This window comes from Agrobacterium sp. 6Ca8, from assembly GCF_055382765.1.
The window spans coordinates 660,281-682,956 of sequence record NZ_AP026435.1; the positions used below are offsets into that span (position 1 = coordinate 660,281).

General features: G+C 57.8%; 20 protein-coding genes. 2 read left to right on the plus strand and 18 right to left on the minus strand.

The annotated features are described in order from the left end of the window. Position 1 precedes the first annotated feature (1 nt). From ACZ5A6_RS26760 to ACZ5A6_RS26780, 5 genes are all read right to left on the minus strand, one after another. On the minus strand, positions 2-1,423 hold the full coding sequence (locus ACZ5A6_RS26760; protein ID WP_464111526.1) for an ISNCY family transposase: 1,422 nt from the start codon (positions 1,421-1,423) through the stop codon (positions 2-4). Positions 1,424-1,714: 291 nt separating this feature from the next. Beyond that, the gene (locus ACZ5A6_RS26765) at positions 1,715-2,002 is read right to left on the minus strand and encodes a hypothetical protein (RefSeq protein WP_111796279.1); all 288 of its coding nucleotides are present in this window, start codon (positions 2,000-2,002) and stop codon (positions 1,715-1,717) included. 63 nt (positions 2,003-2,065) lie between these two features. Next, positions 2,066-3,493 (minus strand): ISNCY family transposase, encoded by a 1,428-nt coding sequence (locus tag ACZ5A6_RS26770; protein ID WP_141194535.1) that lies wholly within the window; start codon positions 3,491-3,493, stop codon positions 2,066-2,068. Between the two features lie 996 nt (positions 3,494-4,489). Next, entirely contained in the window at positions 4,490-5,581 is a 1,092-nt protein-coding gene (locus tag ACZ5A6_RS26775; protein WP_464111527.1) for a rhodanese-like domain-containing protein, read from the minus strand. A 41-nt stretch (positions 5,582-5,622) separates the two neighbouring features. Next, positions 5,623-7,230: an ABC transporter substrate-binding protein gene (locus ACZ5A6_RS26780; RefSeq protein ID WP_464111528.1), complete on the minus strand. Its 1,608-nt coding sequence runs from the start codon at positions 7,228-7,230 to the stop codon at positions 5,623-5,625. Positions 7,231-7,629: 399 nt separating this feature from the next. Here ACZ5A6_RS26780 and ACZ5A6_RS26785 point away from each other — a divergent pair, with 399 nt between their 5' ends. After that, entirely contained in the window at positions 7,630-8,472 is an 843-nt protein-coding gene (locus tag ACZ5A6_RS26785; RefSeq protein ID WP_464111529.1) for an NADPH-dependent oxidoreductase, read from the plus strand. A gap of 287 nt (positions 8,473-8,759) precedes the next feature. On the opposite strand, the gene ACZ5A6_RS26790 is transcribed toward ACZ5A6_RS26785, so the two are convergent. The 9 genes from ACZ5A6_RS26790 to ACZ5A6_RS26830 form a co-directional block, all read right to left on the minus strand. Next, positions 8,760-9,983 (minus strand): metal-dependent hydrolase family protein, encoded by a 1,224-nt coding sequence (locus tag ACZ5A6_RS26790; protein WP_111783995.1) that lies wholly within the window; start codon positions 9,981-9,983, stop codon positions 8,760-8,762. 21 nt (positions 9,984-10,004) lie between these two features. Then, a complete protein-coding gene (locus ACZ5A6_RS26795; protein WP_003519305.1) occupies positions 10,005-10,469 on the minus strand; it encodes a GAF domain-containing protein in 465 nt (154 codons plus the stop codon). Then, complete coding sequence (locus tag ACZ5A6_RS26800; RefSeq protein ID WP_003519306.1) at positions 10,466-11,377, minus strand: branched-chain amino acid ABC transporter permease; 912 nt, start codon at positions 11,375-11,377, stop codon at positions 10,466-10,468. Before ACZ5A6_RS26800 ends, ACZ5A6_RS26795 begins: the two co-directional genes overlap by 4 nt. Next, positions 11,377-12,240 carry a branched-chain amino acid ABC transporter permease gene (locus tag ACZ5A6_RS26805; protein ID WP_019567206.1) on the minus strand — a complete coding sequence of 288 codons (864 nt, stop codon included), beginning with the start codon at positions 12,238-12,240 and terminating at the stop codon, positions 11,377-11,379. Before ACZ5A6_RS26805 ends, ACZ5A6_RS26800 begins: the two co-directional genes overlap by 1 nt. A gap of 7 nt (positions 12,241-12,247) precedes the next feature. After that, entirely contained in the window at positions 12,248-13,453 is a 1,206-nt protein-coding gene (locus ACZ5A6_RS26810; RefSeq protein WP_112403050.1) for an ABC transporter substrate-binding protein, read from the minus strand. Between the two features lie 45 nt (positions 13,454-13,498). Then, positions 13,499-14,200 carry an ABC transporter ATP-binding protein gene (locus ACZ5A6_RS26815; RefSeq protein WP_003519309.1) on the minus strand — a complete coding sequence of 234 codons (702 nt, stop codon included), beginning with the start codon at positions 14,198-14,200 and terminating at the stop codon, positions 13,499-13,501. A gap of 2 nt (positions 14,201-14,202) precedes the next feature. Further along, the gene (locus tag ACZ5A6_RS26820) at positions 14,203-14,967 is read right to left on the minus strand and encodes an ABC transporter ATP-binding protein (protein ID WP_025591729.1); all 765 of its coding nucleotides are present in this window, start codon (positions 14,965-14,967) and stop codon (positions 14,203-14,205) included. Further along, entirely contained in the window at positions 14,964-15,623 is a 660-nt protein-coding gene (locus ACZ5A6_RS26825; RefSeq protein WP_060641948.1) for a TetR/AcrR family transcriptional regulator, read from the minus strand. The genes ACZ5A6_RS26820 and ACZ5A6_RS26825 overlap by 4 nt, the downstream gene beginning before the upstream one ends. Positions 15,624-16,147: 524 nt before the next feature. After that, positions 16,148-17,053: a LysR family transcriptional regulator gene (locus tag ACZ5A6_RS26830; protein WP_112752971.1), complete on the minus strand. Its 906-nt coding sequence runs from the start codon at positions 17,051-17,053 to the stop codon at positions 16,148-16,150. Positions 17,054-17,174: 121 nt separating this feature from the next. On the opposite strand from ACZ5A6_RS26830, the gene ACZ5A6_RS26835 reads away from it, so the two are divergent. Then, positions 17,175-18,230 (plus strand): aldo/keto reductase, encoded by a 1,056-nt coding sequence (locus tag ACZ5A6_RS26835; RefSeq protein WP_464111530.1) that lies wholly within the window; start codon positions 17,175-17,177, stop codon positions 18,228-18,230. Positions 18,231-18,329: 99 nt separating this feature from the next. Here the strand turns inward: ACZ5A6_RS26835 and ACZ5A6_RS26840 are convergent, their stop codons facing one another. The 4 genes from ACZ5A6_RS26840 to ACZ5A6_RS26855 form a co-directional block, all read right to left on the minus strand. Then, positions 18,330-18,704, minus strand: coding sequence for a VOC family protein (locus tag ACZ5A6_RS26840; RefSeq protein ID WP_112291687.1), 375 nt, complete (start codon positions 18,702-18,704; stop codon positions 18,330-18,332). A 187-nt stretch (positions 18,705-18,891) separates the two neighbouring features. After that, on the minus strand, positions 18,892-20,340 hold the full coding sequence (locus tag ACZ5A6_RS26845; protein WP_113090502.1) for an FAD/NAD(P)-binding protein: 1,449 nt from the start codon (positions 20,338-20,340) through the stop codon (positions 18,892-18,894). 270 nt (positions 20,341-20,610) lie between these two features. Continuing rightward, positions 20,611-21,858 (minus strand): SfnB family sulfur acquisition oxidoreductase, encoded by a 1,248-nt coding sequence (locus tag ACZ5A6_RS26850; RefSeq protein ID WP_464111531.1) that lies wholly within the window; start codon positions 21,856-21,858, stop codon positions 20,611-20,613. 26 nt (positions 21,859-21,884) lie between these two features. Continuing rightward, a complete protein-coding gene (locus ACZ5A6_RS26855) occupies positions 21,885-22,661 on the minus strand; it encodes an ABC transporter ATP-binding protein (protein WP_112497609.1) in 777 nt (258 codons plus the stop codon). Between the last annotated feature and the right edge of the window lie 15 nt (positions 22,662-22,676).

The following is a 22,676-nucleotide window of genomic DNA, read 5'->3' on the forward strand; positions in this document are numbered from 1 at the left end:
TTCACTCAGCCGCCTCCATTCGAGCAAGTGCCTGTTGTCGTCTCGCAATCACTTCAGGATCGTTCATGAAATCCGTCCGTCGTCCTGGCTCGCGGCCCCGCTTTTGATATCCATTACTCTGGCTGCCGTCCGGGATATCAAAAATGCTGTTGACCTGTCCGGTTCGGCGCGGACCATGTTTGCTCCGCTTTAGATCGCGATCTTCCTGCATCTGAGCAACGAGTGACAGCATGTCATCCAGTCTCTTGTTCTCAACCACAGGCGACCGGTGAACGGAGCGAAGCGTGTCGAAGGTTCTGTAGGACAGGTTGAAACTCTCGTGCATGATCTCCAGGCGGCCGTCTGGATAATCGCAAACGATGACTTTTTGACCCGCGAGCGCCGTTGCCCGTTCCGTCGGATCGAGAATGAATATCACCTTGTCATAGCGCAACGTCAGGGATTGCGAGAGCGTGCGGACCTCCTTGCGGCACATGGCACTGCCGAGGTTCTCATGGGCGGCGAGGGGACGGTGCATGTCTTTGGGATTACGTGGTGGTTTACCGAAACGAGCGTTGAAATCGATAATGAATTCCTGCGCGTAATCGTTGGCAGCGTCTATCGTATCGATACCGCGGAGCCGCAGCTCCTTGACCAATCGATCCTGCAGGGTCTGATTGGCACGTTGAACCCGGCCCTTGGCCTGTGGAGTGTTGGCGCAGATGATGTCGATGTTCAGCTGATAGAGTGCGCGTCCAAACTGCGTCAGTCCACTGGTTCGATCTTTCTCCGAAGCATGCGTAGAGCGAAACACGCCGTGCTTGTCGCTATAAAAAGCCAGCGGTTTACCCCATTGCTGCAAATAGGCCTTTGTCGCGTGCAGATAATCGAAAGTGTTCTCGGATCCCGCAAAGCGCAGATGTAGCAGCTTGCCGGTAGCGTCATCGATATAGACGAGAAGGGCGCATTTTGGTCCGCGGTTCTCGAACCACCAGTGATGCGATCCATCGATCTGCACCAGTTCACCATAAGCCTCGCGCCGCAACCGCGGCTGATGAAACGCCCGCCGCTGGTTTCTCGAAAGCCATATGCCAGCATCCTGCATCCACTTACGCAGCGTCTCACGCGAGAATGTGACGCCATGCTCTTCCTTAAGCTTCTCGGCCGCCAGCGTTGGCCCGAAATCAAGGTAGCGTTCGCGCACCAGAATCAAAACGTAATCGCGGACGCCGGTGGCGATTTTATTGTTCGACGGGCGACCAATTGCCTTGTGTCTGATCGAGGCAGCGCCGGTAGCCTCAATACGACCAATCAGTCTCTGAACATGCCGGGCGCTGATTGCCAGCACATGCGCCGCTGCGACGATGGTCATGCGGCCATCAACGACTTTCGACAAAACCTCGATCCGCTGCAAATCGCGCTCGCTCATCGTGATCAATCCCATCCGCAATCTCCCCGGTATCATTCAGATCCGGGGAGTGTGACATTCCAACTTTGCAGAAACAGGACACTTTAACTTTGCGGCTACATACGATGTCAAAGCTGGTTAGAGGCGCGACTTCGCCAGCTGTTTAGAAACGCGACACAGGCACCGACGGTCAGCCCCCGATCCGACCGGCTGGGCCGGGTTGCAAGGGAGGAGCGGGGGCGGGTGAGGGAATGCCTATTCGGCTTTAGCTTCCTCAGCAGGGTGCATAATCTGCCTTGGCAATCAACAGGCATTCCGGGTATGAGATCAAACCCTAAGTGCAGGATAATCCCACGATGACTGCAAACGGCGACGGGCCTCTTTTACAAAGTCAAGGTAGTCCGCCCTGAAGGGTGCAACCAGCTGCTTTTCGAGACCGGCAAGCAGTCCGTGCAGCACAGCGCATTCGGCAGGGCTCTCGAAACAGGACGCGCTTGGCGTGGGAGCGCTGCTCTCTTTGCACCAACGAGAAAGAAGCTCAAAAAGAACCAGAGCTTCGTCTGGAGCAAGGTGGATTTGTGTATGATCGGAAGAAGTTTGTTGTTCGTCTTTCATAACGCGAAACTCGCATGCGCCGCTGACGTCTGCAATAGACCGCTGGCATTCAACGTTGCCAGTTCATTCCGCCGCTTCCATCCGCGCCAGCGCCTTCTGCCTTTTGGCAATCACCTCCTGGTCGTTCATGAAGTCCGTCCGCCGGCCGGGCTTGCGGCCGCGCTTCTGATAACCGTTGCTCTGGCTGCCATCGCGAATGCCGAACATATGATCCGTCTGGCCGGTGCGGCGAGGGCCGCTCTTGCTGCGCTGCTGTTCCCGCCCGGCCTGCATCTCGGCCACGATCAACATCATGTCGTCCAGCCGCTTGTTCTCGACCACTGCGGATCGGTGCACTGATCGCAACTTATCAAAGGTTCTGTAGGGTAGGGTGAAGCTCTCGTGCATGATATCGAGGCGACCGTCCGGATAGTCGCAGACGACGACCTTCTTTCCCGCCAGCGCATTGGCCTGTTCTGTTGGATCGAGGATAAATAACACCTTGTCGTAGCGCAACGTCAGTGCCTGCGACAGCGTGCGCACTTCCTTGCGGCACATGGCGCCGTCAAGGTTCTCATGGGCGGCGAGGGGACGATGCATGTCTTTCTGATTTCGTGGTGGCTTGCCAAAACGCGCGTTGAAATCAGCAATGAATTCCGGAACGTAGTGGTTAGCAGCTTCTATCGTGTCGATACCGCGAAGCCTTAATTCTTTGACCAATCGATCCTGCAGGGTCTGGTTCGCACGTTCAACTCGACCCTTGGCCTGCGGGGTATTGGCGCAGATGATATCGATGTTCAGCTCATAAAGCGCGCGTCCGAACTGTGTCAGGCCACCGGTTCGATCTTTCTGCGAGGCGTGCGTAGAGCGAAACACGCCATGCTTGTCGCTGTAGAAAGCCAGCGGCTTGCCCCATTGCTGCAGATAAGCCTTCGTCGCATGCAGATAGTCGAACGTGTTCTCCGATCCGGCAAAGCGAAGATGCAAGAGCTTGCCGGTGGCGTCATCGATGTAGACGAGCAGGGCGCATTTGGGGCCGCGGTTCTCGAACCACCAGTGATGCGAGCCATCGATCTGCACCAGTTCGCCAAAGCAATCGCGCCGGCCGCGTGGTTGGAAAACCCGTTTCTTGCGTTCGCGACGCGAGACCCAGATGCCAGCCTCGGTCATCCATTGCCGCAGCGTCTCCTTGGCGACAGAGATCCGGTGCAATTCGATCAGCTTCTCCCGCGCCAGCGTCGGGCCGAAATCCAGATAGCGTTCGCGGATCAGATCCAGCGCCGCATTGCGAAACTCCTCGCTGTGGCGCCGATTGCTTGGCCGCGCTCGCTTCTTCGAAACCAGACCGGCCGCACCAGAGTGGTCATAGGCCTGCAGCAGCCTGTGCACCTGACTTCGGCTGAGGCCAAGCAGTTCAGCGGCCTGGACGACGCACAGGCGCTGATCACGGATCTTCTGAATAACTTCGAGGCGATGCAATTCTTTCTGCGACATGGTGATCAAACAGGACATGACGACTCCGACCGCACATGGTCTCGACCAGGTTGAAGGTCGTCATCCTTGCTCCCAACGTTGGCATTGACCAGAACATCGAGAGGCGAGACTGTCGCATCTCTAACTGGCCCAACTGTCGCATTACTAAATAGCCGCTACATACGATAATCGCATAACATATATTATGGAACTCAATTTGTCGAAAAGACGATGTTCTTTCAATCCTGACTGGACCTAAGCGATACGCGCAGGTGCAAACGGTGATTGGTTATATAAGGCGTCACCCTGGGGCATTCTCCCGATCCAGACCATCGAAGCGCTTTCAGGAAGAGCAGTTATGAAAGGTTCTCTCCGTAAAAAAGCATCATTACAGTGAAGACGAGAACACCAAAGCCTGCCAGGCCGAAAGCGCGAAAAGAGGAAGCTCGGTCTTTCTTAAGCAGCGCTGCCACAAAAGCGCACAGAGACCAGAGTGCTGTGAAAATTACTAACAACCAAGAATACAGAAATGGACCCAGGTCGTAGCCTCCGCCGCCGATTGATGGTGTAGAACTTGTATCGACTTGAGCTGCTATCAGAACCGACACAGGGACAGCTAGTATCAGCAGCCAAATATAGAGCGACTTGTTTGGAGGTCGATTAGCCAGTTCTGGCGTATATGTTTGACCCGGTGTGGCTCGTCAATATCGTGATACTTGCTCTACTAGACTGCACGGCGAACGCCAAGGGAGCTTTCCATCCCCGGCAGTAACAACCCAATATCACATCCTTAACCGATCTCCTGAGGCGACCGCATCCCCGAAAGGTCGAAGAGTTGGAAGCTCATCCGTTACTCCTAGCGCGATGTGGTTTGCTGGATGCTTGCAACATCGCGCTTCATGATTGGATCCGTCTGGAGACAGAAATACTGGGCAGCTTTATCGAGGCTGTTCGTCTGCCATGACCAGCGTGCCGGCTATCTTTCCGGCCTGGCGAATTCCTGTCTCAATAAACGTTGGCGAAAATCAAGTCGGCCTAGGCGGCTGCCGCTTCGACACCCTGTTCGAAGTCGTGCAGATGAAGAGCGATTTCGAAACCGCGACGTTGCAGCCAATGCGCCACGACCCTGGCGCGTGCACCAAGCAGGTCGTCCACGAGAATGACCCGCGCTCCGCGCACGGCAATTGTGCGATAGGCAACACCAAGAAGCTGCCCGCCTTCCGACGAAATCGAACCTTGCAGATGGGACGCCGCGAACTCTTCCGGCGTTCGAACGTCGAGAAAATAAGTCGTTCGGGTCGTGTCACGCCGCCACGTTTCGGCTGTTGCCCGATCGATAAACAGCAGTTCGTCATTGTGGGAGAGTGTTTCCAGGCGCGCCCTTGCGGCATCTTTCGCGTTGTCACTGGCAAGCGCATAGATCCGTGAACGCCCCTTTTCCAGTTCAAACCCGTCATCTGTCCAGCCGCGCGTCCCATCGTGCAAATAGCTGACATCGTTTTCGACACCGGCGTCGATCAATGTCTGTGCGCCGAGAATTGCGCGCGGAAGGCCCGCGCAGGAAACGACAACCCTTGTGTCGGGTGATGGCACGAGGTCGGAAAAACGCAGCAGAAGTTCGGCACCGGGTACGCCGATGGCGCCCGGCACGTGCGCCTTTTCATATTCCGCTATTGTGCGGGTGTCGATGACGACAACATCCTCGCCGGCTTCCTGCCACGCCTTCAGTTCACGGGCGAAAACCACTGGCGTTTTCTTTTCACTTCTCACCTTTTGGGCGAAAGGAACGCCGGGAATATCGAATGTCGGCAGGGCGTCAAGGCCGCCCTCGTTCCACGCCGGGATTCCACCACGGAGAAAATGAATATCGCTCCATCCTTTGGCGGCAAGCCGTTCCGCCGCCCGCTCGGCACTGCCCTCCCCGTCATCAACAAGAACCGTCCGCACGGCAGGGCGCGGAATGAAGCGGTCGATTTCGGTATCCAGGCTTTCACCCGGAAGGTTGGTCGCAAACAGCGGCGAAGCATACCCCACCTCCCCTGCGGAGCGAATGTCGAGAACGGCAAGTTCCTTGCCATCTCTCAGCCACTCGATGAGGCGGTCTTTGGTTACAGCATGTACGGACATTGCATATCCTCCTGACAAATTCTAGTTTTTTGCATCTGGTTTCAAGCGGTCGGATCGAGCCATAGGTCGCCGAAACTCCAGTTCAGCCCTTGCGCGCCGGTGACGTAGTTCCTGACCCGCTTGTGCGCCACGATCTGGCTTCCCGCCGCTACGAGATCGACGGAGGCGACGTCGTCATGGATGAGATGCTGGAACTTGCTCCAGGTTACCCAGCGGTTCTTGGGATCCGGTTCGATGGCGGCCGCCTCAAGAAGCGCATCCGCCTCCGGATTGGCGTAGTTTGCCGCATTGGAAAATGGCAGTCCGATCTTGAAATTCTTGCTCCAATACGCACGCTGTATGCCGAGCGACGGGTCGAAGGTGTTGGAGAGGGATTCCACCACCAGATCGAAGGCACGGTCCGTGTAGACAGTTTTCAGATAGGTCGGCAGGTCGTATTTGCGGATTTCGACGGCAATCCCGATCTTTTCGAGCTGGCTGCGAAGAACATCGGCAAAGCCGGGCGTCAGATACGAATTGTAGGTCAACCGCACGGGAAAACGCTTGCCGTCCTTCTTGCGCGGATATCCCGCCGCATCGAGTAACTTTTCCGCTTCTTTCGGGTCGTAGGCATATGCCTTGACCGAAGCATCATACCAGTTGGGAAGGGCCGTGCTGACGGGGCTGGGTGATATCTGCGCATAACCGAAGAGCGCCACATTGACGATTTCATCGAGGCTGATCGCCTTCGCAATGGCGAGACGCACATCTTTCTTGCGGAAGATTTCGTTATCGTAATTGAAGAACAACTGTTGCTGCGGACCCGCATAGGCATAGGTGTTCGTATCCAGAACGAGATCGGGGTTCTGCTTCAGCCGTTCGAGATCCGCCAGCGGCACGGGGTTGTCGCCAAGATCGACTTCACCCGTTTCCAGCGCCACGGCCCGTGCGGCCGGGTCGGTGATGATGCGAAGGATGATACGGTCGAGATAAGGTTTGCCGGGATCCCAATAATCGGGATTTCGATCGAAGATCAGATGGCTCCCCGGCGTCCATTCAGTCAGTTTGAAGGGGCCGGTGCCGACAGCGGTCTGAAGCGTCTGGCCATCGGCCGGCTTCAGCTTTTCGAAAATATGCTTCGGCACGATAGGCGATTCCGAACTCGATTGCGCAGCAATCAGAAACGGTGCCGGTTTGGACAGAACGATAATGGCAGTGAGGGGATCCGGCGTCTCCACCGCCTGAACGTTCTGGTACGTGATGCGGCCTCGCGGATGCGCCTCCTTGAGGCGGAAAATCGAAAAGGCAACGTCTTCCGATGTAAAATCTTTGCCGTCATGCCATTTCACGTTGGGCCTGAGTTTGAACGTATAGCGCAGATGATCGTCGGAAACGGACCATTCCGTTGCCAGCAAGGGCTGTGCATTGAGGTCGAAATCGAATGTCAGGAGACCTTCAACGATCTTCGGGCCGATCGCCTGCCCCGTGCCTGACGATGTGTTGATGGCGAAAAGTGCGTTGCCGGGATCGACACGATAGAGCAGCTTGAGCGTGCCGCCGGAGACGGGCCGGCTCGCATCGCCACTTGCGGCGAATAACGAACCCGGCAGGGCCGTTCCTGCCGTTGCCAGAAGAAGCATTTTGTTGAACTGGCGGCGTCCTATCGTCATGAAAATCCCCATTTGAAAACGTCGTTTCGATGAGGAAAGCATCAGGGCAAAGCAGCGCATTACTAAGAAGAAAATTCTTCCTGTCGCCCAAAGAAATCGTTACTTGCGGAATTTTATTCCGATACATAGGGAACGGGGCACCAAAAATTGCGCTGGATGACGGCATTGATCTGCATCTTCGTTGCGTCTCTGGAACCCATGGTGAAATGCGAATAAATCTTGCCGACGGTCGTTTCAGACCTCCTGTGGAAATGTTGTTTCATTGAAAAATTGCAAATGAGAAGGACATTGCTCGGCAGATGCCTTGGCGAGGCATATCAAATGGCGGGTATTTCGCAGCTCTTCTAATCCGCACCTCAAGCCCATCCTCCCGCGCCCAACTTTATGGAGTTTCACCCGATGACCCTGTCCAGACCGACTACCAAACCGGAAATCCCACAGCAACGCGTCGAGGCCCGTTACGGAACGCAGGCCGATTTTTCTCCGCCTTTCTGGAATGATACGATCGACGCCTTGCTGAACCACCGTACCGCTCGCGCCTATTTGCCGAAGGCTCTGCCGGAGGGCAGCCTGGAACTTCTGGTCGCAGCCGCGCAATCTGCCCCGACATCATCCAATCTTCAGGCGTGGAGTGTGGTGGCGGTGCAGGACAAGGAGCGCAAGGCACGACTGGCAGGTTTCACGGGCGGCAACGCCCATATTAAGGATGCACCTGTTTTCCTCGTCTGGCTAATAGACCTCAAGCGGCTGCGAACGGTCGCTTCAAACCATGGCAACAACGCAGAAGGGCTGGATTATCTGGAAAGCTTCCTAATCGGTGCCATCGATGCGGCATTGGCTGCGCAGAACGCTGTTGCCGCTATCGATTCACTCGGTCTTGGTTCCTGCTACGTTGGCGGTATTCGCAACAGACCGGAAGACGTATCCCGCGAACTGAACCTGCCCGCCGAGACGGTTGCTGTCTTTGGCCTTACCGTGGGCTATCCCGACCCGAACGTGAAGACTGACGTCAAACCGCGCCTGCCACAATCTTCCATCCTGTTTCATGAAACCTATTCGGATGCCGCACGGGATGATCTCGATTCCTATGACGCGGTGCTTAAGACGTTTCAGGAAAAACAGGGCCTGCCACAAAACGGCTGGACAGCGCCCATTGCACAGCGCGTCAAGGACACCGATGCCCTGAAGGGTCGCGCGGAACTGAGCCAGACATTGCGTCGCCTGGGGTTCGGCATCAAATAATGTCCGACGAGATTGCTTCCGACTGGGTGTCGCCCCCACGATCCCTTGTTAGCCGTCGCGGTCGAAGACGCGGCCTGCCGATTTTTGCGCGTGTCTTAGGTGCGGTTATGGTTCTGGACGACGAAGCCAGTGCGCATTTCGTAGCGGCAATCGCGAGCCGAGCTCGCAAGCGCCCGGCAGAATGACGCGAAGCCCTCGCGGCTTATCGGGCGCGCAAGACCCCGGACTGTTAGACGCCCGGCCTTGGTCGGGCGTACAGAATGTCAGCTGAAGTCGGCAACAGGCAATCAGCGCTTGATGAAGACACCAGCCTTCATGATCATTGGCATATATGCGCCCTGATGGGTCAGCAATGTGAGATCCTCGAGAGGGTTGCCGTCGACCACAATCAGGTCGGCATAAGCCCCCGGCGAAACTGCGCCGATTTTGCCTTCCATGCGCAACAGACGGGCTGCGATATGCGTTGCCGATGCGATAACCTCTACTGCTGGCAGGACACGCCCGCGAATAACGAATTCTTCCGACTGATAAACATGCATGCCGCCAAGCAGATCGCTGCCATAGGCCATTTGAAGCCCGGCCTCACGCATGATGGTCAGCGATTCCATGCCTGCCAGACGCACGTCATCTACCTTTGCGATGGAGGCGGCAGGCAGCCCCATGGCGGCGCCTTCGCTGGACAATTTGTCATAGGTAACAAGCGTCGGGACGGCGAAAGCACCTTTTTCGGCGGCGAATTTTGCCGTTTCGCTGCCGATGAGGTTGCAATGTTCGAGCGAGTGAACACCGCACTCCACCGCACGGCGAATGGCCTGGTCAGTATAAAGATGGGCCGAAACATAGGTTCCGGCATTTTCAGCTTCCTCAACGACGGCAAGGATTTCTTCGCGGGAAAAACCGAGGAAATGAATGGGATCCGTGGGCGAAGATACGCCGCCATTGGCCATGATCTTGATGAAGTTCGCGCCGCTCTTCAGTTCTTCGCGCGCCGCTTTTCGCACGTCCGGCACGCCGTCACAGATGCGGCCCAACGCACCGAGCGCAAAGCCGCGTGTGCGCGTCTGGTCGTCATTATAGGGACCGCGATAATCACAGTGGCCGCCCGTCTGGGCCAGCGCCTTGCCGGAAATGTTCAGGCGTGGTGTGGGCCACGCGGCCTCAAGGGTTGCGGCCACGAGACCGGAGGTTGCACCGCCAACATCGCGAACGGTAGTAAACCCTCGCGCCAGCATCTCGCCCATGATTTTGAAGGCGCGCACCGTCACCAGCGCATCTGGCAGCATGCCATTCTGGCCAAGATCGGCGGTTGAGGCAACGACGTGAACGTGAGCATCGATCAGGCCTGGCATCAGCGTCTTGCCTGAAAGGTCGATGCGCTGCGCCGAGGAAGAGGCAATGTTCTTTTCCACCTCGCGGATGGAACCGCCCTCAACCAGAACCTGAACGGGTTCGGACGGGCGGTCGGCGGTGCCATCGACGATGCGGGCATTTTCGAAAATAATAGCAGTCATAGGTTCATTCCTGGGAAAGTATCAGCGACGACGCGCTTCCAGATAGGCGGGGATGAGAAGCGGCGCCACGGCCTGCGCCTGGCGCAGATGCTCCTGCGTGTAAGCGCCGCTTTTGTCGAGCAGGTTCATGGTGCCGATTGTCTCGCCATCGTAAACGACGGGAATATTGATGACCGCGCCAAGTCCGAGGCTGAAAATCAGGTCGTGATCGTAAAAGGCCCAGATGATGGCTTCTCTGTCGGGACCCAGAAATGCCTCCTGGCGATCTATTACCTTTTCACCCCAAGGCGTTGGCCCCATCTGTTTGCGGCCGAAGACGGGGTAAGCCTCTTCGTTGGTCGAATAAACACGGGCGACCTCCTGACCGTCCCGGTAGAGGAGAGTGAAGAGGCCAAAGCCGATGGTTTCCGAGAGGTGTTTTTCCAGCGCCCTATACAGCGTTTGCGGCTGTCCGGGGCTTGAAAGAGCCGCGAGAAGGTCGGTCAAGATGATGTCTCCGTTTTGGGTGCGGGGGCGATACGTTCGGGCAAAAGACCCTGCGGGCGAAGATGCAGCACGCCCAGAAGCGCCAGTCCGACGAGAATTTCGCGCACGGCGGCGACTTGTCCAGGCTGGAGGCCGGGAAAGATTTCTCCAAGGAAGCGTGTCGCCTCAAGGAAGAATACGACGAGGTAAGCGCCGGCCAGCGCGCCGAGCGGCCGGCCGACACCGCCTGCGGTGACAGCCAGAAAGATGTAAATGGTAATCAGCGGCTGGAAGTGGTCGGGCGAGATATAAGTCTGGAAATGTCCGTAGAGTGCGCCCGCAAGTCCGGCGATCGCCGCGGAAAGCGCGAAGGTCTGGATCTTGAAGCGGGTCACATATTTGCCCGCGAATGTCGCCAGTTCCTGGTCCTCGCGAATAGCTTTGAGAACACGCCCGAAGGGCGATCCATCGATGCGTCGCATGGCGAAGAAGACGATGAGAACGATGACGCTGACGAGCGCGAGATAGAACAGGTTGAAACCGTCTATGCCGAGTTCGGCCCGGAAGGGTGCCGGAATGCCGGAAATGCCGTCGGAACCGCGGGTAAGCCAGCGTTCGTTCAGCGCGACCATGCGCACCACTTCCGCAAAGCCGAGCGTGACGATGGCGAGGTAGTCGCCGCGCAGGCGAATGGTTGCAAAGGTGGCGATGACGCCTGCCAGCGCGCCGATGACGCAGGCGAGCAGCATTGCCAGCGGTAGCGGAACCCCCGCTATCGCCACCAGTGCCGAAACATAGGCACCCACGGCGAAAAAGCCGGCAAGCCCCAGATTGACCATGCCCACGCCACCCCAGATGAGATTGAGGCTGAGCGCCAGCAGACCGTAAATGCCGCCGAGCGTGAGCGTGAAAAGCAGATATGACAGCATCAGGTGTTCCTTTCACCCAGTATTCCCGCAGGCCGCAGCGACAGGATAAGCAGGATTGTCGCGAAACCGACGGCGGAACGATAGGTGGCGGGCAGCACGAGAACGGCCAGTTCCTCGCCGATGCCGATCATCACCGCGCCGACGACGGCGCCGGGGATCGAGCCGAGCCCGCCCAGCACGGCGGCGGCGAAGATGGACAAGAGCAGGCGCGAGCCGGTCATCGGATCGATGGCCGTATCGAGGCCGAGCAGCACACCGCCAACGCCCGCCAGCCCTGCACCGAGAGCAACGGTGATCATGGCGATGCGCGAGGGATCCATGCCCAGCAATCTGCCGAGATCGGGATTATCTGCCACTGCCCGCATGGCTTTGCCGAAGCGTGTGAACCGCAGGAAGAGAAACACCGCCGCCATGATGGCAATGGCGATCGCCGCCGTCTGCAGCTGCTGCGGGCCGAGGCGCAGGCCGGAAAAACGCCAGTCGCGTGCGACAGGCAGATCGAAGCCCTGAAGATCATTGCCGAAAATGAAGCGGATGACATTTTCGAGAATGAGATTGACGGCAATTGAGGCGATGGCCACGGCCAGTGCGCCCGATGGCCGAAGCCTTGCGAGCGCCGTCTGCTCTGCCACGAGACCGACGATCCCGCCCGCCACGAAGGCGACGAGCGCCGATGGGAACACACCTAGCCCCAGCCTGGTATTGACATACCAGGCTGCAAAAGCGCCAACCGTGGCATAGGCCCCTATGGCAAAGTTGACATAACGCAGCACGGCAAAGATCGCCGTGAGGCCAAGGGCGGGAATAGCGATGAGCATTCCCGTCATCATCCCGTTGAGTATCGCCTGAGCGAGGGTTGTCATCAATGCCTCACGCGATTTTCAGCAGCTTGAGCTTGCCGTCTTCCACCTGTTCGTAGCGGAACTGGCTGTCGGAAATGTCGCCGGTGTCGGTAAAGTCACAGGGGCCGGAGGCGCCCTCGTAATTGACGGCCTTGCCGGCGGCGATCAGCTTTAGGCCATCGAGCGCGTTATCCACGATTTCGCCGTCCTTGCCCTGGGAGACCGAACGGATGGCGTCGCGAATGGATTTTCCGTCCGCTGCACCAGCCTTAGCCATCGCCATGATGATGAGATTGGTCTGGTCATAGACCTGCGTTGTGTAGGGATCGGGATTTTCGACGCCGATCAGCGACACAAGCCGCTTGTAAGCGGTGGACGACTGCGCGGGTGAAGGCGCAATTGTGTAGATGCCTTCCACTATTTCCGCCGGGACACTGTCGATCAGCTTCTGGTTCACCGAATAGGCGAAGGCGATTTTTTTGCCTTCGTAGCCGGAGCGGTAGATGTCCTTCAGCAGAACGGTCGTATCGGCTGCGTAACCGCCAAGCACGATGACGTCAGGCTCATAGGCGAGCATCTCGTCGACCTCACTGCGATAGGAGGGCTTCTTGTCGTCATAGATCATCGATTTGGTTTCACCGCCCGCAGCTGTCACGGCGGCGGTTATGTTGTTAAACTGGCTTTCGGCAAACGGCGTCTGTGGCGAGAAGAAGAATAGCTTCTTCACGCCCTGTTCGACGGCGAATTCGCCGAATTTGCGGCCCTGAAGAATGGTCGTCGGCTGGGTGCGGATGATGTAACCCTGGTGCGGCAGCGCGGTGATGGCGTCGGCACCCGATACGGTGGCAAGCAATGTACCGGATTCCCAGCAGATCGGCGCAACGGCTGTGGTGACGGAGGATGCCCATGTGCCGAGGATCGCCGAAACCTTGTCGACATCCACCAGTTTGCGGGCGGCGCGCACCCCCGCCTCGGGGTTGGTCTGGTCGTCTTCGGAAATGATTTCGATCTGACGACCGAGGACACCGCCTGCATTGTTGACCTCGGCGGCAACAGCCTGGATGGCCTTGACCATGACCGGGCCGTATGGACCGCCGGAACCGGTCAACGGCGTTAGCGCGCCAAGCCGGATCGGGCCTGTCTGCGCCAGAACGCCCTGCGGCAACAGGCCGGTTGCGGCCAGACCAGCGACGCTGCCCATGAAACCACGACGATTGATTTTAAAGCTGCTCATGCGTTGTTCCCTTTTTTTTAATAATGAATGTCAGGCAATTCGATGTCAGCCACCCAGAAACAGGCGACGGATTTCGGGGTCGGCGGCGAGTTCCGGGCCGCCGCCGGTGGCGGCGTTGCGACCGGTGACGATGACGTAGCCGCGTGTTGATATTTCGAGCGCCTCAAGAGCGTGCTGCTCGACCATCAGCACGGGCAGCCCGGACTGGTTCAGTTCGATGATAGCCTGAAACAGCTCTTCAGCCGCCTTGGGGGAAAGCCCGGCCGTCGGCTCGTCCAGCAGCAAAAGCTTCGGCTCGGTCATCAGGCCCATTCCCATTGCCAGCAATTGCCGCTGGCCACCGGACAGTGTACGCGCAAGCGCTTTGCGCTTGTCAGCAAGGATGGGATAACGACCATAGACGCTCTCGCGCCTTTGCGACATGCCGGAAGGATTACCGAAGCTGGCGATCTCGAGATTTTCCGCTACCGACATGGTACCAAAAACGTTTTTTTCCTGCATCACAAAGGCGAGGCCGGCTTTCGATCTGCCCAACGCATCTTTTCTGGTCAAATCCGCACCATTCATCACCACGCTGCCGCCTTTCAGCGGAACCAGCCCGGCGATCGCCTTTAGCAGGGTTGATTTCCCCGCGCCGTTGGGGCCGATGATTGTAACGATCTCGCCCGCATGCACCTCGACCGATGCGCCTTTGAGAATTTCCTCGGCGGCCCCGTAACCGGCCACCAGGCCTTCTGCCTTCAACATCGTCAATGCCTTCCGCCCAGATATGCTTCCTGAACCCGCTCGTCGGCGACGACGGTATCGAAACTGCCCTCGGTCAATTTGCGCCCTTCCGCCATGACGATGACCGGGTCGCAAAGGCTGCCAATCAGCTTCATGTCATGTTCGATGAGGCAGATTGTGACACCCTCGGCATTGAGGCTGCGCAAGTGATCGGCAATCTCCGCCGTCAACGTCGGGTTGACGCCCGCCATCGGCTCGTCAAGCAGCACGAGCCGGGGCTTCGCCATCAGCGCACGGCCTATTTCCACCAGTTTTTTTTGCCCGCCCGACAGGGCAGTGACTGGATTGTCCAGAACGTGGGTGAGGCGCAACCGGCGGGCAATCGAGATGGCTTCCTCGGCAAGCTGCTCCTCGCGCCGCTTGCCGGCCGCGCTGCCGGTGATGCTGGCAAACAGGCCTTCGCCCGGATGGTCTTGGCCATAAAGCATCAGGTGCTGGAAAACGCTGAGTTTGGGAAAACCACGGGCAAGCTGAAAAGTGCGCACCAGGCCCGTCGACACTCTTTCCTGCGGGCTGAGGCGGGTTATGTCGACGCCCGCAAAGGTCACGGAGCCGCTGTCAGGCATGTAGAGACCGGAAATGCAATTAAAAAACGTCGATTTCCCAGCACCATTCGGCCCGATCAGCCCGGTAATCGACCCGTCGATCACCTCGATGTCGACGCCGTTCAGAACCCGCACTCCGTAAAAAGCGCGCTCGAGATTTTTTACCTGAAGAAGTGGCTTCATGGCTGGCGCTCCGCATCATCGGCAAGCGTTGCAAAATAAGCCCTCACCTGTTGTTTCCAGAACGTCAGAAGGTTTTCGTAATAGGTCGGGTCCGCCGGTCGCAGGACCGTTTGGGCAATCATGCCGCGGATCAGGCACATGGTTGCGTTCATGACGATGCGCACGCTGGCCGGATCGACGTTGCGATAAGTCGCAAGCGCCGTCCAGATATCGTCCAGCCTGTCATGGAACTCCTGCACGACCGGAATAAGTCCGTTGCGAAAACCGGTATTGTGGCGCGCTTCCGGAAGGTATTCGAGCGTGACATAGAACAGTCGGTCGAACATCGTCTTCCAGAGATAATCGACGATCTCGTCGGTCGAGCCGCTACCGGATCCGAACGCCTCAGCAAAGTCTGCCAGCCGCCGATTGACGCTGGTCAGGTCATCGGCAACAGCGCCGATGACAAGGTCTTCCTTGCTGCTAAAATGATGGGTTAGCGCGCCGCGAGACACACCCGCCCTGCGGGCAATTTCGGGAGTGGACGTCTTGTTGAAACCCGTTTTGTACAGGAGATTAATCGTCGCATCGAAAATGGCCTTGCGCGTATCCTCAGACCGCTCACTTTGCGTGCGCTTACGCCGAGCCGGCTGCTGCAGCTCCTTCCCAGTTACCATCAGTTCCCTCGTGTCGTTCCGACTACTTTTTGTGCATTTGTTTTTGCTGCCGCATTCCGGGCATAACTCAAATCTGCACTAAACTTACAAACAATCAAGCCTGTTTTTAAAGTGCGTAATTTCTTATTTGAAGGCATTGGGAATTGGCGACAGATCGTCGAGTTCTGGTGGGGCTGAAATCTGCGTAGCGTCAGTGCCAGTCCGTTTTGACGCCGCAACACAGACTGCCTCGTTGGCAGGGACGAGGCGGTCTATTTTACGCAGGATCGCAAGGAGTTATCTCTTGTTACGACTGCGCGTATACATGAAAAGACCTTCGGCTTTTGCCGCATAAGGGAGCGGGACGGCCAGGATTTTTCCTTTGGATTTGACGCGCTTTAGATCTGATTTTTTGCGCTCGACGAGCAGATCAAGTTCATTTTAGCCCAATTGCGCGGGACAAACATGCCGGTGCTTGAAACTTAACGCGAGACGTCGACTCGAGTTCGGGCGAGGGTATCCTCCCCGATAGGCGGGTTTCTCTGCTATGTAACTTTGCCTTGTTTGGCCAGGAAATCAAGAAGAGCGCGCACTCTGGAAGGCAGCGGGCCACCCTGCCCTATATGAATGGCATGAAACTCCTCCCGGTCCCCAGGATTATACTCGTCGAGCACCGGCACCAGTCGGCCGGCCCTCAAATCATCGCGTATCGTGAAGTTGGCGAGGCGGGCAATTCCATTTCCAGCGAGTACCAGCTGGCGCAGCGCCTCGCCGTCATTGGCCTGGACACGGGCGACGACTGGGGCAAAAATCGTCGCGCCTGCCGATATTAACGGCCAGCCATCCATCGAGCGGGTGTAACCAAGGCCCAGCCTGTCATGCCTTTCAAGTTCCTCGATAGTCCGGGGAAGGCCATGCCGGTCGACATAGGAGGGAGCAGCGACGATCGTCATTGCAGTATCGCCAAGCCTGCGGGCGACGAGGCTCGAACTTTTAAGCGGGCCTGCTCGAACCGCAACGTCCATTCGCTCCTCAAGCAGATCGACGACAAGGTCGCTTTGCACGATATCGACGGTAATTTCAGGATATCGCTCCAGGAATTCCGGGAGTATGCCGGAGAGGACATGGGTGGCATAGGAGGCGCTGGTGCTCAGGCGGAGGCGGCCACTGGGCACCTCACCCGCACTGGCGATCCGCTCAGCATCTTCGATGTCTGCCAGGATACGCGTAGCGCGCTCGAAAAAGACGCAGCCTTCCGAAGTCAACTTGAACACGCGCGTCGAGCGATTGATGAGACGGGTACCCAACCGCGCCTCCAGTCTCGCGACCAGTTTGCTCACCGCCGACGGTGTCATTCCGACGCTTCGAGCAGCTGACGAGAAGCCACCGCGCTCGACAACCTGCACGAAGACTTCCATTTCTCCGGATCGATTGACTTCCGCTCGAGCCATCTGGTCCCTGATTTCACAAATGTTGTTCCCGCCCGCAATCTATATCACGAAAGCCGGATCTCCTATCTCTTCCCCATCAGGTGGCGCAAGTCGCTTCCATTTCTCAAGAAAGGAATACCAGATGGAATACCGTTCTCTTGGCCGATCAGGCCTCAAAGTCTCGGTCCTGAGCTTCGGAGCAGGCACGTTTGGAGGGGCAGGTCCCCTTTTCAGTGCGTGGGGCACGACCGATGTCACCGAGGCAAGGCGACTTATCGATATCTGCGTTGAAGCAGGCGTTAATCTGTTCGATACCGCAGATGTCTACTCGAACGGTGCATCGGAGGAGGTGCTGGGTGCAGCGCTGGAAGGTCGTCGCGAGACCGTGCTGATATCGACGAAGACCAGCCTGCCTATGGGAGAAGGGCCGAACGATGCGGGTTCCTCCAGGTTTCGCTTGATCAGATCGGTCGAAGACGCACTACGCCGGCTTCGGACGGACTATATAGACATCCTGCAACTTCATGCCTACGACGCCCGGACGCCCGTCGAAGAAGTCTTGTCGACCCTTGATACGCTCGTTCGGGCGGGAAAGGTCCGCTACGTCGGCATTTCGAACTTTTCGGGATGGGAAATCATGAAGTCGCTGGCGGTTGCCGACGCGTACGGATGGCCTCGCTACATTGCCAATCAGGTTTACTATTCCCTTCTCGGCCGAGACTACGAGTGGGATCTGATGCCACTGGGTATGGATCAAGGCCTTGGAGCACTCGTCTGGAGTCCGCTTGGCTGGGGGCGGCTTACGGGAAAGATTAGGCGCGGCGCTCCCCTGCCGGAGAGCAGTCGTCTTCACGAAACCGCAAGCTTTGGTCCTCCGGTCGATGAGGAGCATCTCTACCGCGTCGTTGATGCCCTTGAAGACGTCGCAAGACAGGTCGACAAAACAGTTGCGCAGGTGGCGCTCAACTGGCTTACAGGCCGGCCCGCGGTGTCTTCCATTATCATGGGAGCGCGAAACGAAGAGCAGCTCCGGCAGAACCTCGGAGCGGTCGGTTGGCATCTCACCGATGATCAGGTTGCTCTCCTGGACAATGCGAGCGTCTTGACGCCGCCATATCCGCATTTCCCCTATCATCGTCAGGAGGGCTTTGCCCGTCTTAATCCGCCGATGGTAGGTTCCAAGATGCGTGGATGTTGAGCGTAATGTTGCGATTAATGTGGTGGATCCGGCTGCAAAAGTTATGCAGAAAGACCAACCCACAACAGCTGTGAGAATACCAGCGCTATTGGCGCTGCGTTACTTTGCCGGCTGAGACCGTACGCTCAGTTTATGTCCGTCCGGATCACGAAGATAAGCGACGAAGGCCCCGTTCGGTCGCTCATTCGGCGGGCTCTCGATCGATGTGCCGCCGTGCATAACACCGGCGTCGTGCCACGCCAGAACATGCTCGCGGCTCAGGGCGGCGATTCCGATTGTCCCGCCATTGGCAACGGTCGCCGCCTTGCCGTCGATCGGTTTCGTGATCATCAGTCGTCCGCCTTCGTGGACGTAAATCAGTCTGCCTCTCGCATCCATCTCGCCGGGCCTGCCGCCCAATGCAGCGAACGTGGCGTCGTAGAAGTTTCTTGACCGCTCCAGATCATTACTTCCGATCATGATGTGCGTGAACATGGTCTCATCTCCCGTAAGGCAGCGCGCTGGCAGCAGGGGGCGAGCTCCCCCTGAGCCAGGAGCTCGTTTGTATGCTTTCACCGTACACCGTCCTGAGGGCCTCGCAAAGCATGGCGAATTTGATGGAATTATCGTCCCAAGGCTTTCTCAAAGAGTGGAAGAAATGTATTCAAGAAACAGCGGGCCGTCAGCCTTCCACCGCCTGGCCCGTGCGATGCGAAATCCTACATTCATCGATCAGGTCGCGAACACGCTCTGCGACGAAGATTGCATGCTCGGTAACCTGCGGCAGCCCCATCAGTTCTCCGAAAGTGCCGCGTGCAAGCGGCCCGGCAATAAACAGTGAAGTCATGCTCTCGCCTGAAGCCGATACGGGATTAGACTTGGCATCAACCAAGATGCCAAGCCCGGTCGGGCAGGGTTGCAACAGGCCCACCTGCTCAAGTTCTCGAAGCATGGCTTGGCTTTGAAGAATGCCGCCATGCGCCGGGCCCGTGGTGACGACGATCGCATCGACGTCAAGCGTTTCGAGAGACTTGGCGCGCCGGGGTCGCAACGTCACCCTGTAGCCGGCGTCTATCCGTGTCACGGAAGAAAGCGAGGCAGCCCGGACATCCATTTGGCCGCTCGCGATCGCCTGCTCCACAGCAGCCTCGACTTGCGGCGCGATGCGAAAGCGATGCACATCCCAGACCGGCCGCAAGTGTCGGGCAACGCGCCGTCTCTCAATGACAGGCAGATTTTCCCATATGTCCCTCCCCTGCGCCCTCAGCGCATCCACGACGCTATGCCACGTCATGCCCTGTTCATGTGCTTCTCGCAGCGTTTGGCGAACCTTATGGAGCAACTTGCTTGCAGAGGTGAACGGTTCAGACAGGAAATCGCCGAAAGGCTCCTGCCCGACGGGGCCATGGCCGCGAGACCGCAAGCCCCTGCGAGAGAACGACGTTATCTGGCCGACATGGCCCCGTCTCTTGAGCGAGGCAACCACATCGGCGGAGGTCAAGCCATTTCCGACGATGAGAACACGATCTCCAGTCTCGACGGCGTCGATCGCATCGGTCACGGTGACATCCGCAATCAGCTTGGGATCATCTTTGAAGGGCTGAAGCACCCGAGGCAAAGAAGGTGGTGGATGGCTGACGGCCAGCACGACTATATCCGCAATGAGCGCTGTACCGTCAGCCCCCGCAATCTCATAGCGGTTTCCTTTTTGTGACACCGAGATCGCTTTGGTCCGCCAGTGTCTGATACGGCCGTCATCCAAAAACGGTTGAATCCGTGCCGAGACGTATTCGCCGAAGACAGACCGCTTGGGATAAGGCAAGCCATCGTGTCCTATGAGCTCGGCATCGTCTCGGGTCGGAATACCGCCAACATAACGCTCGAAATCATCGGGAATATCCGGAAACAACGTCATTCTTGCAGCGGGAACGTTGACCCGATGCGCCGGATCGGTTGCGCTATAGGCCAAGCCGCGGCCCAACTCCGATCGAGGTTCGATGACGACAACGGATGTATCAGTCGGGTATCCGTTACCCGCTACCAGATGCATTGCCATTGCCGCGCCGGTGAAGCCACCGCCGACAACTGCCACGGTCAGGCGGGCAGAAGCTATGGGAACAAGAGAATTCATTGCCTCTACGTTCTCCCCAAGGAGATCTGTGCCCTGCACGATTGGAAGGCCCTAAAAAGCGTTTTCCGCTTCCTGCACATAAGGCTCATCATCACCACTATTCTATGTTCCCGAAGTTTCCGGCAAAGCTCCTCGTTACGGGGCGCTTGATTGGAAACGCGCTTGAGGGGCACCGTCTCATCACGTCACTATATCTCATTACTGCTGGCGGATGTAGCAAGATCAATTGCCAACCGGGGCGCCTTGCGCGCCCCGAGCTCCAGAGTTTACTCAGCTCCAGGCGTGAAGTGGCGGCTTCTCGCCATTGAGGAAGTACTTGCCTAGGATGGAATATTTCCACCGGACCGGATCGTGCAGCGTGTGGGTACGGGCATTGCGCCAATGGCGATCGAGGTGATGCTCTGCAAGCGTGGAGCGGGTGCCTGCAAGTTCGAACAGCTTGTTGGTCGCCGTAATGGCTATCTCTGTCGAGAGAATTTTCGCCTCGGCCGTCACGATCTGTGCTTCGGCGACCGTGTCAGCATTCGGGTTCCGGATGGCGCGATCAATGGCATAACCGGCTTTTTCAAGCAGCGCCTGGGCCGCATGCAGTCGCAGCGTCAGATCGCCGACAGCCTGGATCGTGTAGGGGTCATCCCAGGCATGATCTACGCCGCTATCCACCCATGCACGGCTCTTGGTGCGCACGAAGGAGATGGTTTCATCGATTGCCGCCTGCGCTATACCCGTATCCACCGCGACCTGGATAATCTGGAAAATCGCACCATCCGCAGTGGGTTCCGCATAACCCTTGTAGCCGGGAACCAGATGGGTTTTCGGCACCTTGACGTTATTGAGGATGACAGTGCCTGAGAGCGTCGTGCGCTGTCCGAAGGATGACCAGTCGTCGATGACGGTCAATCCGGGCGCGTCTCGCTCGGCAATTGCATACCAGGCGCGGCCTTCATCATCGAGCGCAACGATGGGCACGAGATGGGCGAGAAGTGCGCCGGAGGAGTAGAATTTCTGGCCGTTGACGATCACATGGTCGCCCGCATCGACGAACTTCGTTTCGAAGTCCGCCGCCCGCTTGGAACCGAATTCGGAGAAGGCATTGCCGAAGCGTGCGCCGCGCAGCACTTCTGCGAAAAGCAGCGTCTGCTGAGCCTCATCGGAAACCGTGCGGATCGCGGCAACGACGCCGAGATGGTTCTGCGCGATCTGGCCAATCGAGGAATCGGCCGCGGAGACGATCTCGATCACCTTGGCGAGCGTCGCATAGGAGACTTCAGGACCGCCGAACTTCTTCGGCACGTTGATCGACCAGAGCCCGCTTTGCGAGAAGGCATCGAGTTCCTTTACCGGCCAGATGCGATCGCGATCGCGAATGGCTGCTCCGGGGGCAATTTCGGCGGCGAGTTTCTTCGCGACTTCGATCGCTTCGGCATCGCTCTTGATGATGTGTGCCGGCTCACTCGGCCGCGGCACGGCGGGAACGCCTTGAGCCGCATCTTTCGTCTTCACGTTGGAAATGGTCATGCCATGTCTCCTCTTTCCTTTGATTTTCAGTGAATATGCGTGACGAGCGCGGCTGGCTTCTGGCCCAGATAGAAGGCTTTCACGTCATCGCGCGCCTTGAGTTCGGCGGCCGTGCCTGACAGCACACTCACGCCGTTTTCCAGAATGATGGCCCGGTCGGCATAGGTCAGCGCGACTGCTGAGTTTTGTTCAGCGACCAGGATCGAAAGCCCTTCTTCGCGATTAAGGCGCTTCAGCGTGCGGAAAATATCCTGCACGATGAGAGGCGCCAGCCCCATTGACGGTTCGTCGAGGACAAGCAGCCGTGGCCGCGACATCAGTGCCCGGCCGATGGCCGTCATCTGCTGCTCGCCGCCCGAAGTGAGGCCGGAAAGCACACGGCGCTTTTCCTTAAGTCTTGGGAAATGCGTGTAAATTTTCTCAAGGTCGGTCGCGATTTCAGTGCGCGTGGCGGATCGGCCAAGGCCGCCGGAGACCAGGTTTTCCTCGACCGTCAGTGTCTTGAAGCAATGGCGACCTTCGAGCACCTGCACGAGACCGCGATGGACAAGGCTTGCTGGGGTTTCGCGCGTGACATCACGACCGTCAAACAGGACATGACCGGCGAGCACCTGCCCCCGTTCGGCCGGAAGGAGGTTGGAAACCGCCTTCAGCGTCGTCGTCTTGCCAGCGCCGTTCGCACCGAGAACGGCAAGGATCTCCCCCCGTCCGAGCGAAAAAGTGACCCCATGCAATGCGGTGATGGCATGATTGTAGGTTGCGTGGAGCCCCTCCACGGCAAGCAGCCTGTTCCCCTCGGTCATCATTATCTCCTTGGC

Coding starts and splice junctions, on each gene's coding strand:
- ACZ5A6_RS26810 (WP_112403050.1), bottom strand. CDS start 13,453: ATGAGCAGCTTTAAAATCAATCGTCGTGGTTTCATGGGCAGCGTCGCT.
- ACZ5A6_RS26835 (WP_464111530.1), top strand. CDS start 17,175: ATGGAATACCGTTCTCTTGGCCGATCAGGCCTCAAAGTCTCGGTCCTG.
- ACZ5A6_RS26790 (WP_111783995.1), bottom strand. CDS start 9,983: ATGACTGCTATTATTTTCGAAAATGCCCGCATCGTCGATGGCACCGCC.
- ACZ5A6_RS26800 (WP_003519306.1), bottom strand. CDS start 11,377: ATGCTGTCATATCTGCTTTTCACGCTCACGCTCGGCGGCATTTACGGT.
- ACZ5A6_RS26855 (WP_112497609.1), bottom strand. CDS start 22,661: ATGACCGAGGGGAACAGGCTGCTTGCCGTGGAGGGGCTCCACGCAACC.
- ACZ5A6_RS26805 (WP_019567206.1), bottom strand. CDS start 12,240: ATGACAACCCTCGCTCAGGCGATACTCAACGGGATGATGACGGGAATG.
- ACZ5A6_RS26760 (WP_464111526.1), bottom strand. CDS start 1,423: ATGGGATTGATCACGATGAGCGAGCGCGATTTGCAGCGGATCGAGGTT.
- ACZ5A6_RS26845 (WP_113090502.1), bottom strand. CDS start 20,340: ATGAATTCTCTTGTTCCCATAGCTTCTGCCCGCCTGACCGTGGCAGTT.
- ACZ5A6_RS26850 (WP_464111531.1), bottom strand. CDS start 21,858: ATGACCATTTCCAACGTGAAGACGAAAGATGCGGCTCAAGGCGTTCCC.
- ACZ5A6_RS26825 (WP_060641948.1), bottom strand. CDS start 15,623: ATGGTAACTGGGAAGGAGCTGCAGCAGCCGGCTCGGCGTAAGCGCACG.
- ACZ5A6_RS26785 (WP_464111529.1), top strand. CDS start 7,630: ATGACCCTGTCCAGACCGACTACCAAACCGGAAATCCCACAGCAACGC.
- ACZ5A6_RS26775 (WP_464111527.1), bottom strand. CDS start 5,581: ATGTCCGTACATGCTGTAACCAAAGACCGCCTCATCGAGTGGCTGAGA.
- ACZ5A6_RS26830 (WP_112752971.1), bottom strand. CDS start 17,053: ATGGCTCGAGCGGAAGTCAATCGATCCGGAGAAATGGAAGTCTTCGTG.
- ACZ5A6_RS26770 (WP_141194535.1), bottom strand. CDS start 3,493: ATGTCCTGTTTGATCACCATGTCGCAGAAAGAATTGCATCGCCTCGAA.
- ACZ5A6_RS26820 (WP_025591729.1), bottom strand. CDS start 14,967: ATGAAGCCACTTCTTCAGGTAAAAAATCTCGAGCGCGCTTTTTACGGA.
- ACZ5A6_RS26780 (WP_464111528.1), bottom strand. CDS start 7,230: ATGACGATAGGACGCCGCCAGTTCAACAAAATGCTTCTTCTGGCAACG.
- ACZ5A6_RS26765 (WP_111796279.1), bottom strand. CDS start 2,002: ATGAAAGACGAACAACAAACTTCTTCCGATCATACACAAATCCACCTT.
- ACZ5A6_RS26840 (WP_112291687.1), bottom strand. CDS start 18,704: ATGTTCACGCACATCATGATCGGAAGTAATGATCTGGAGCGGTCAAGA.
- ACZ5A6_RS26815 (WP_003519309.1), bottom strand. CDS start 14,200: ATGTTGAAGGCAGAAGGCCTGGTGGCCGGTTACGGGGCCGCCGAGGAA.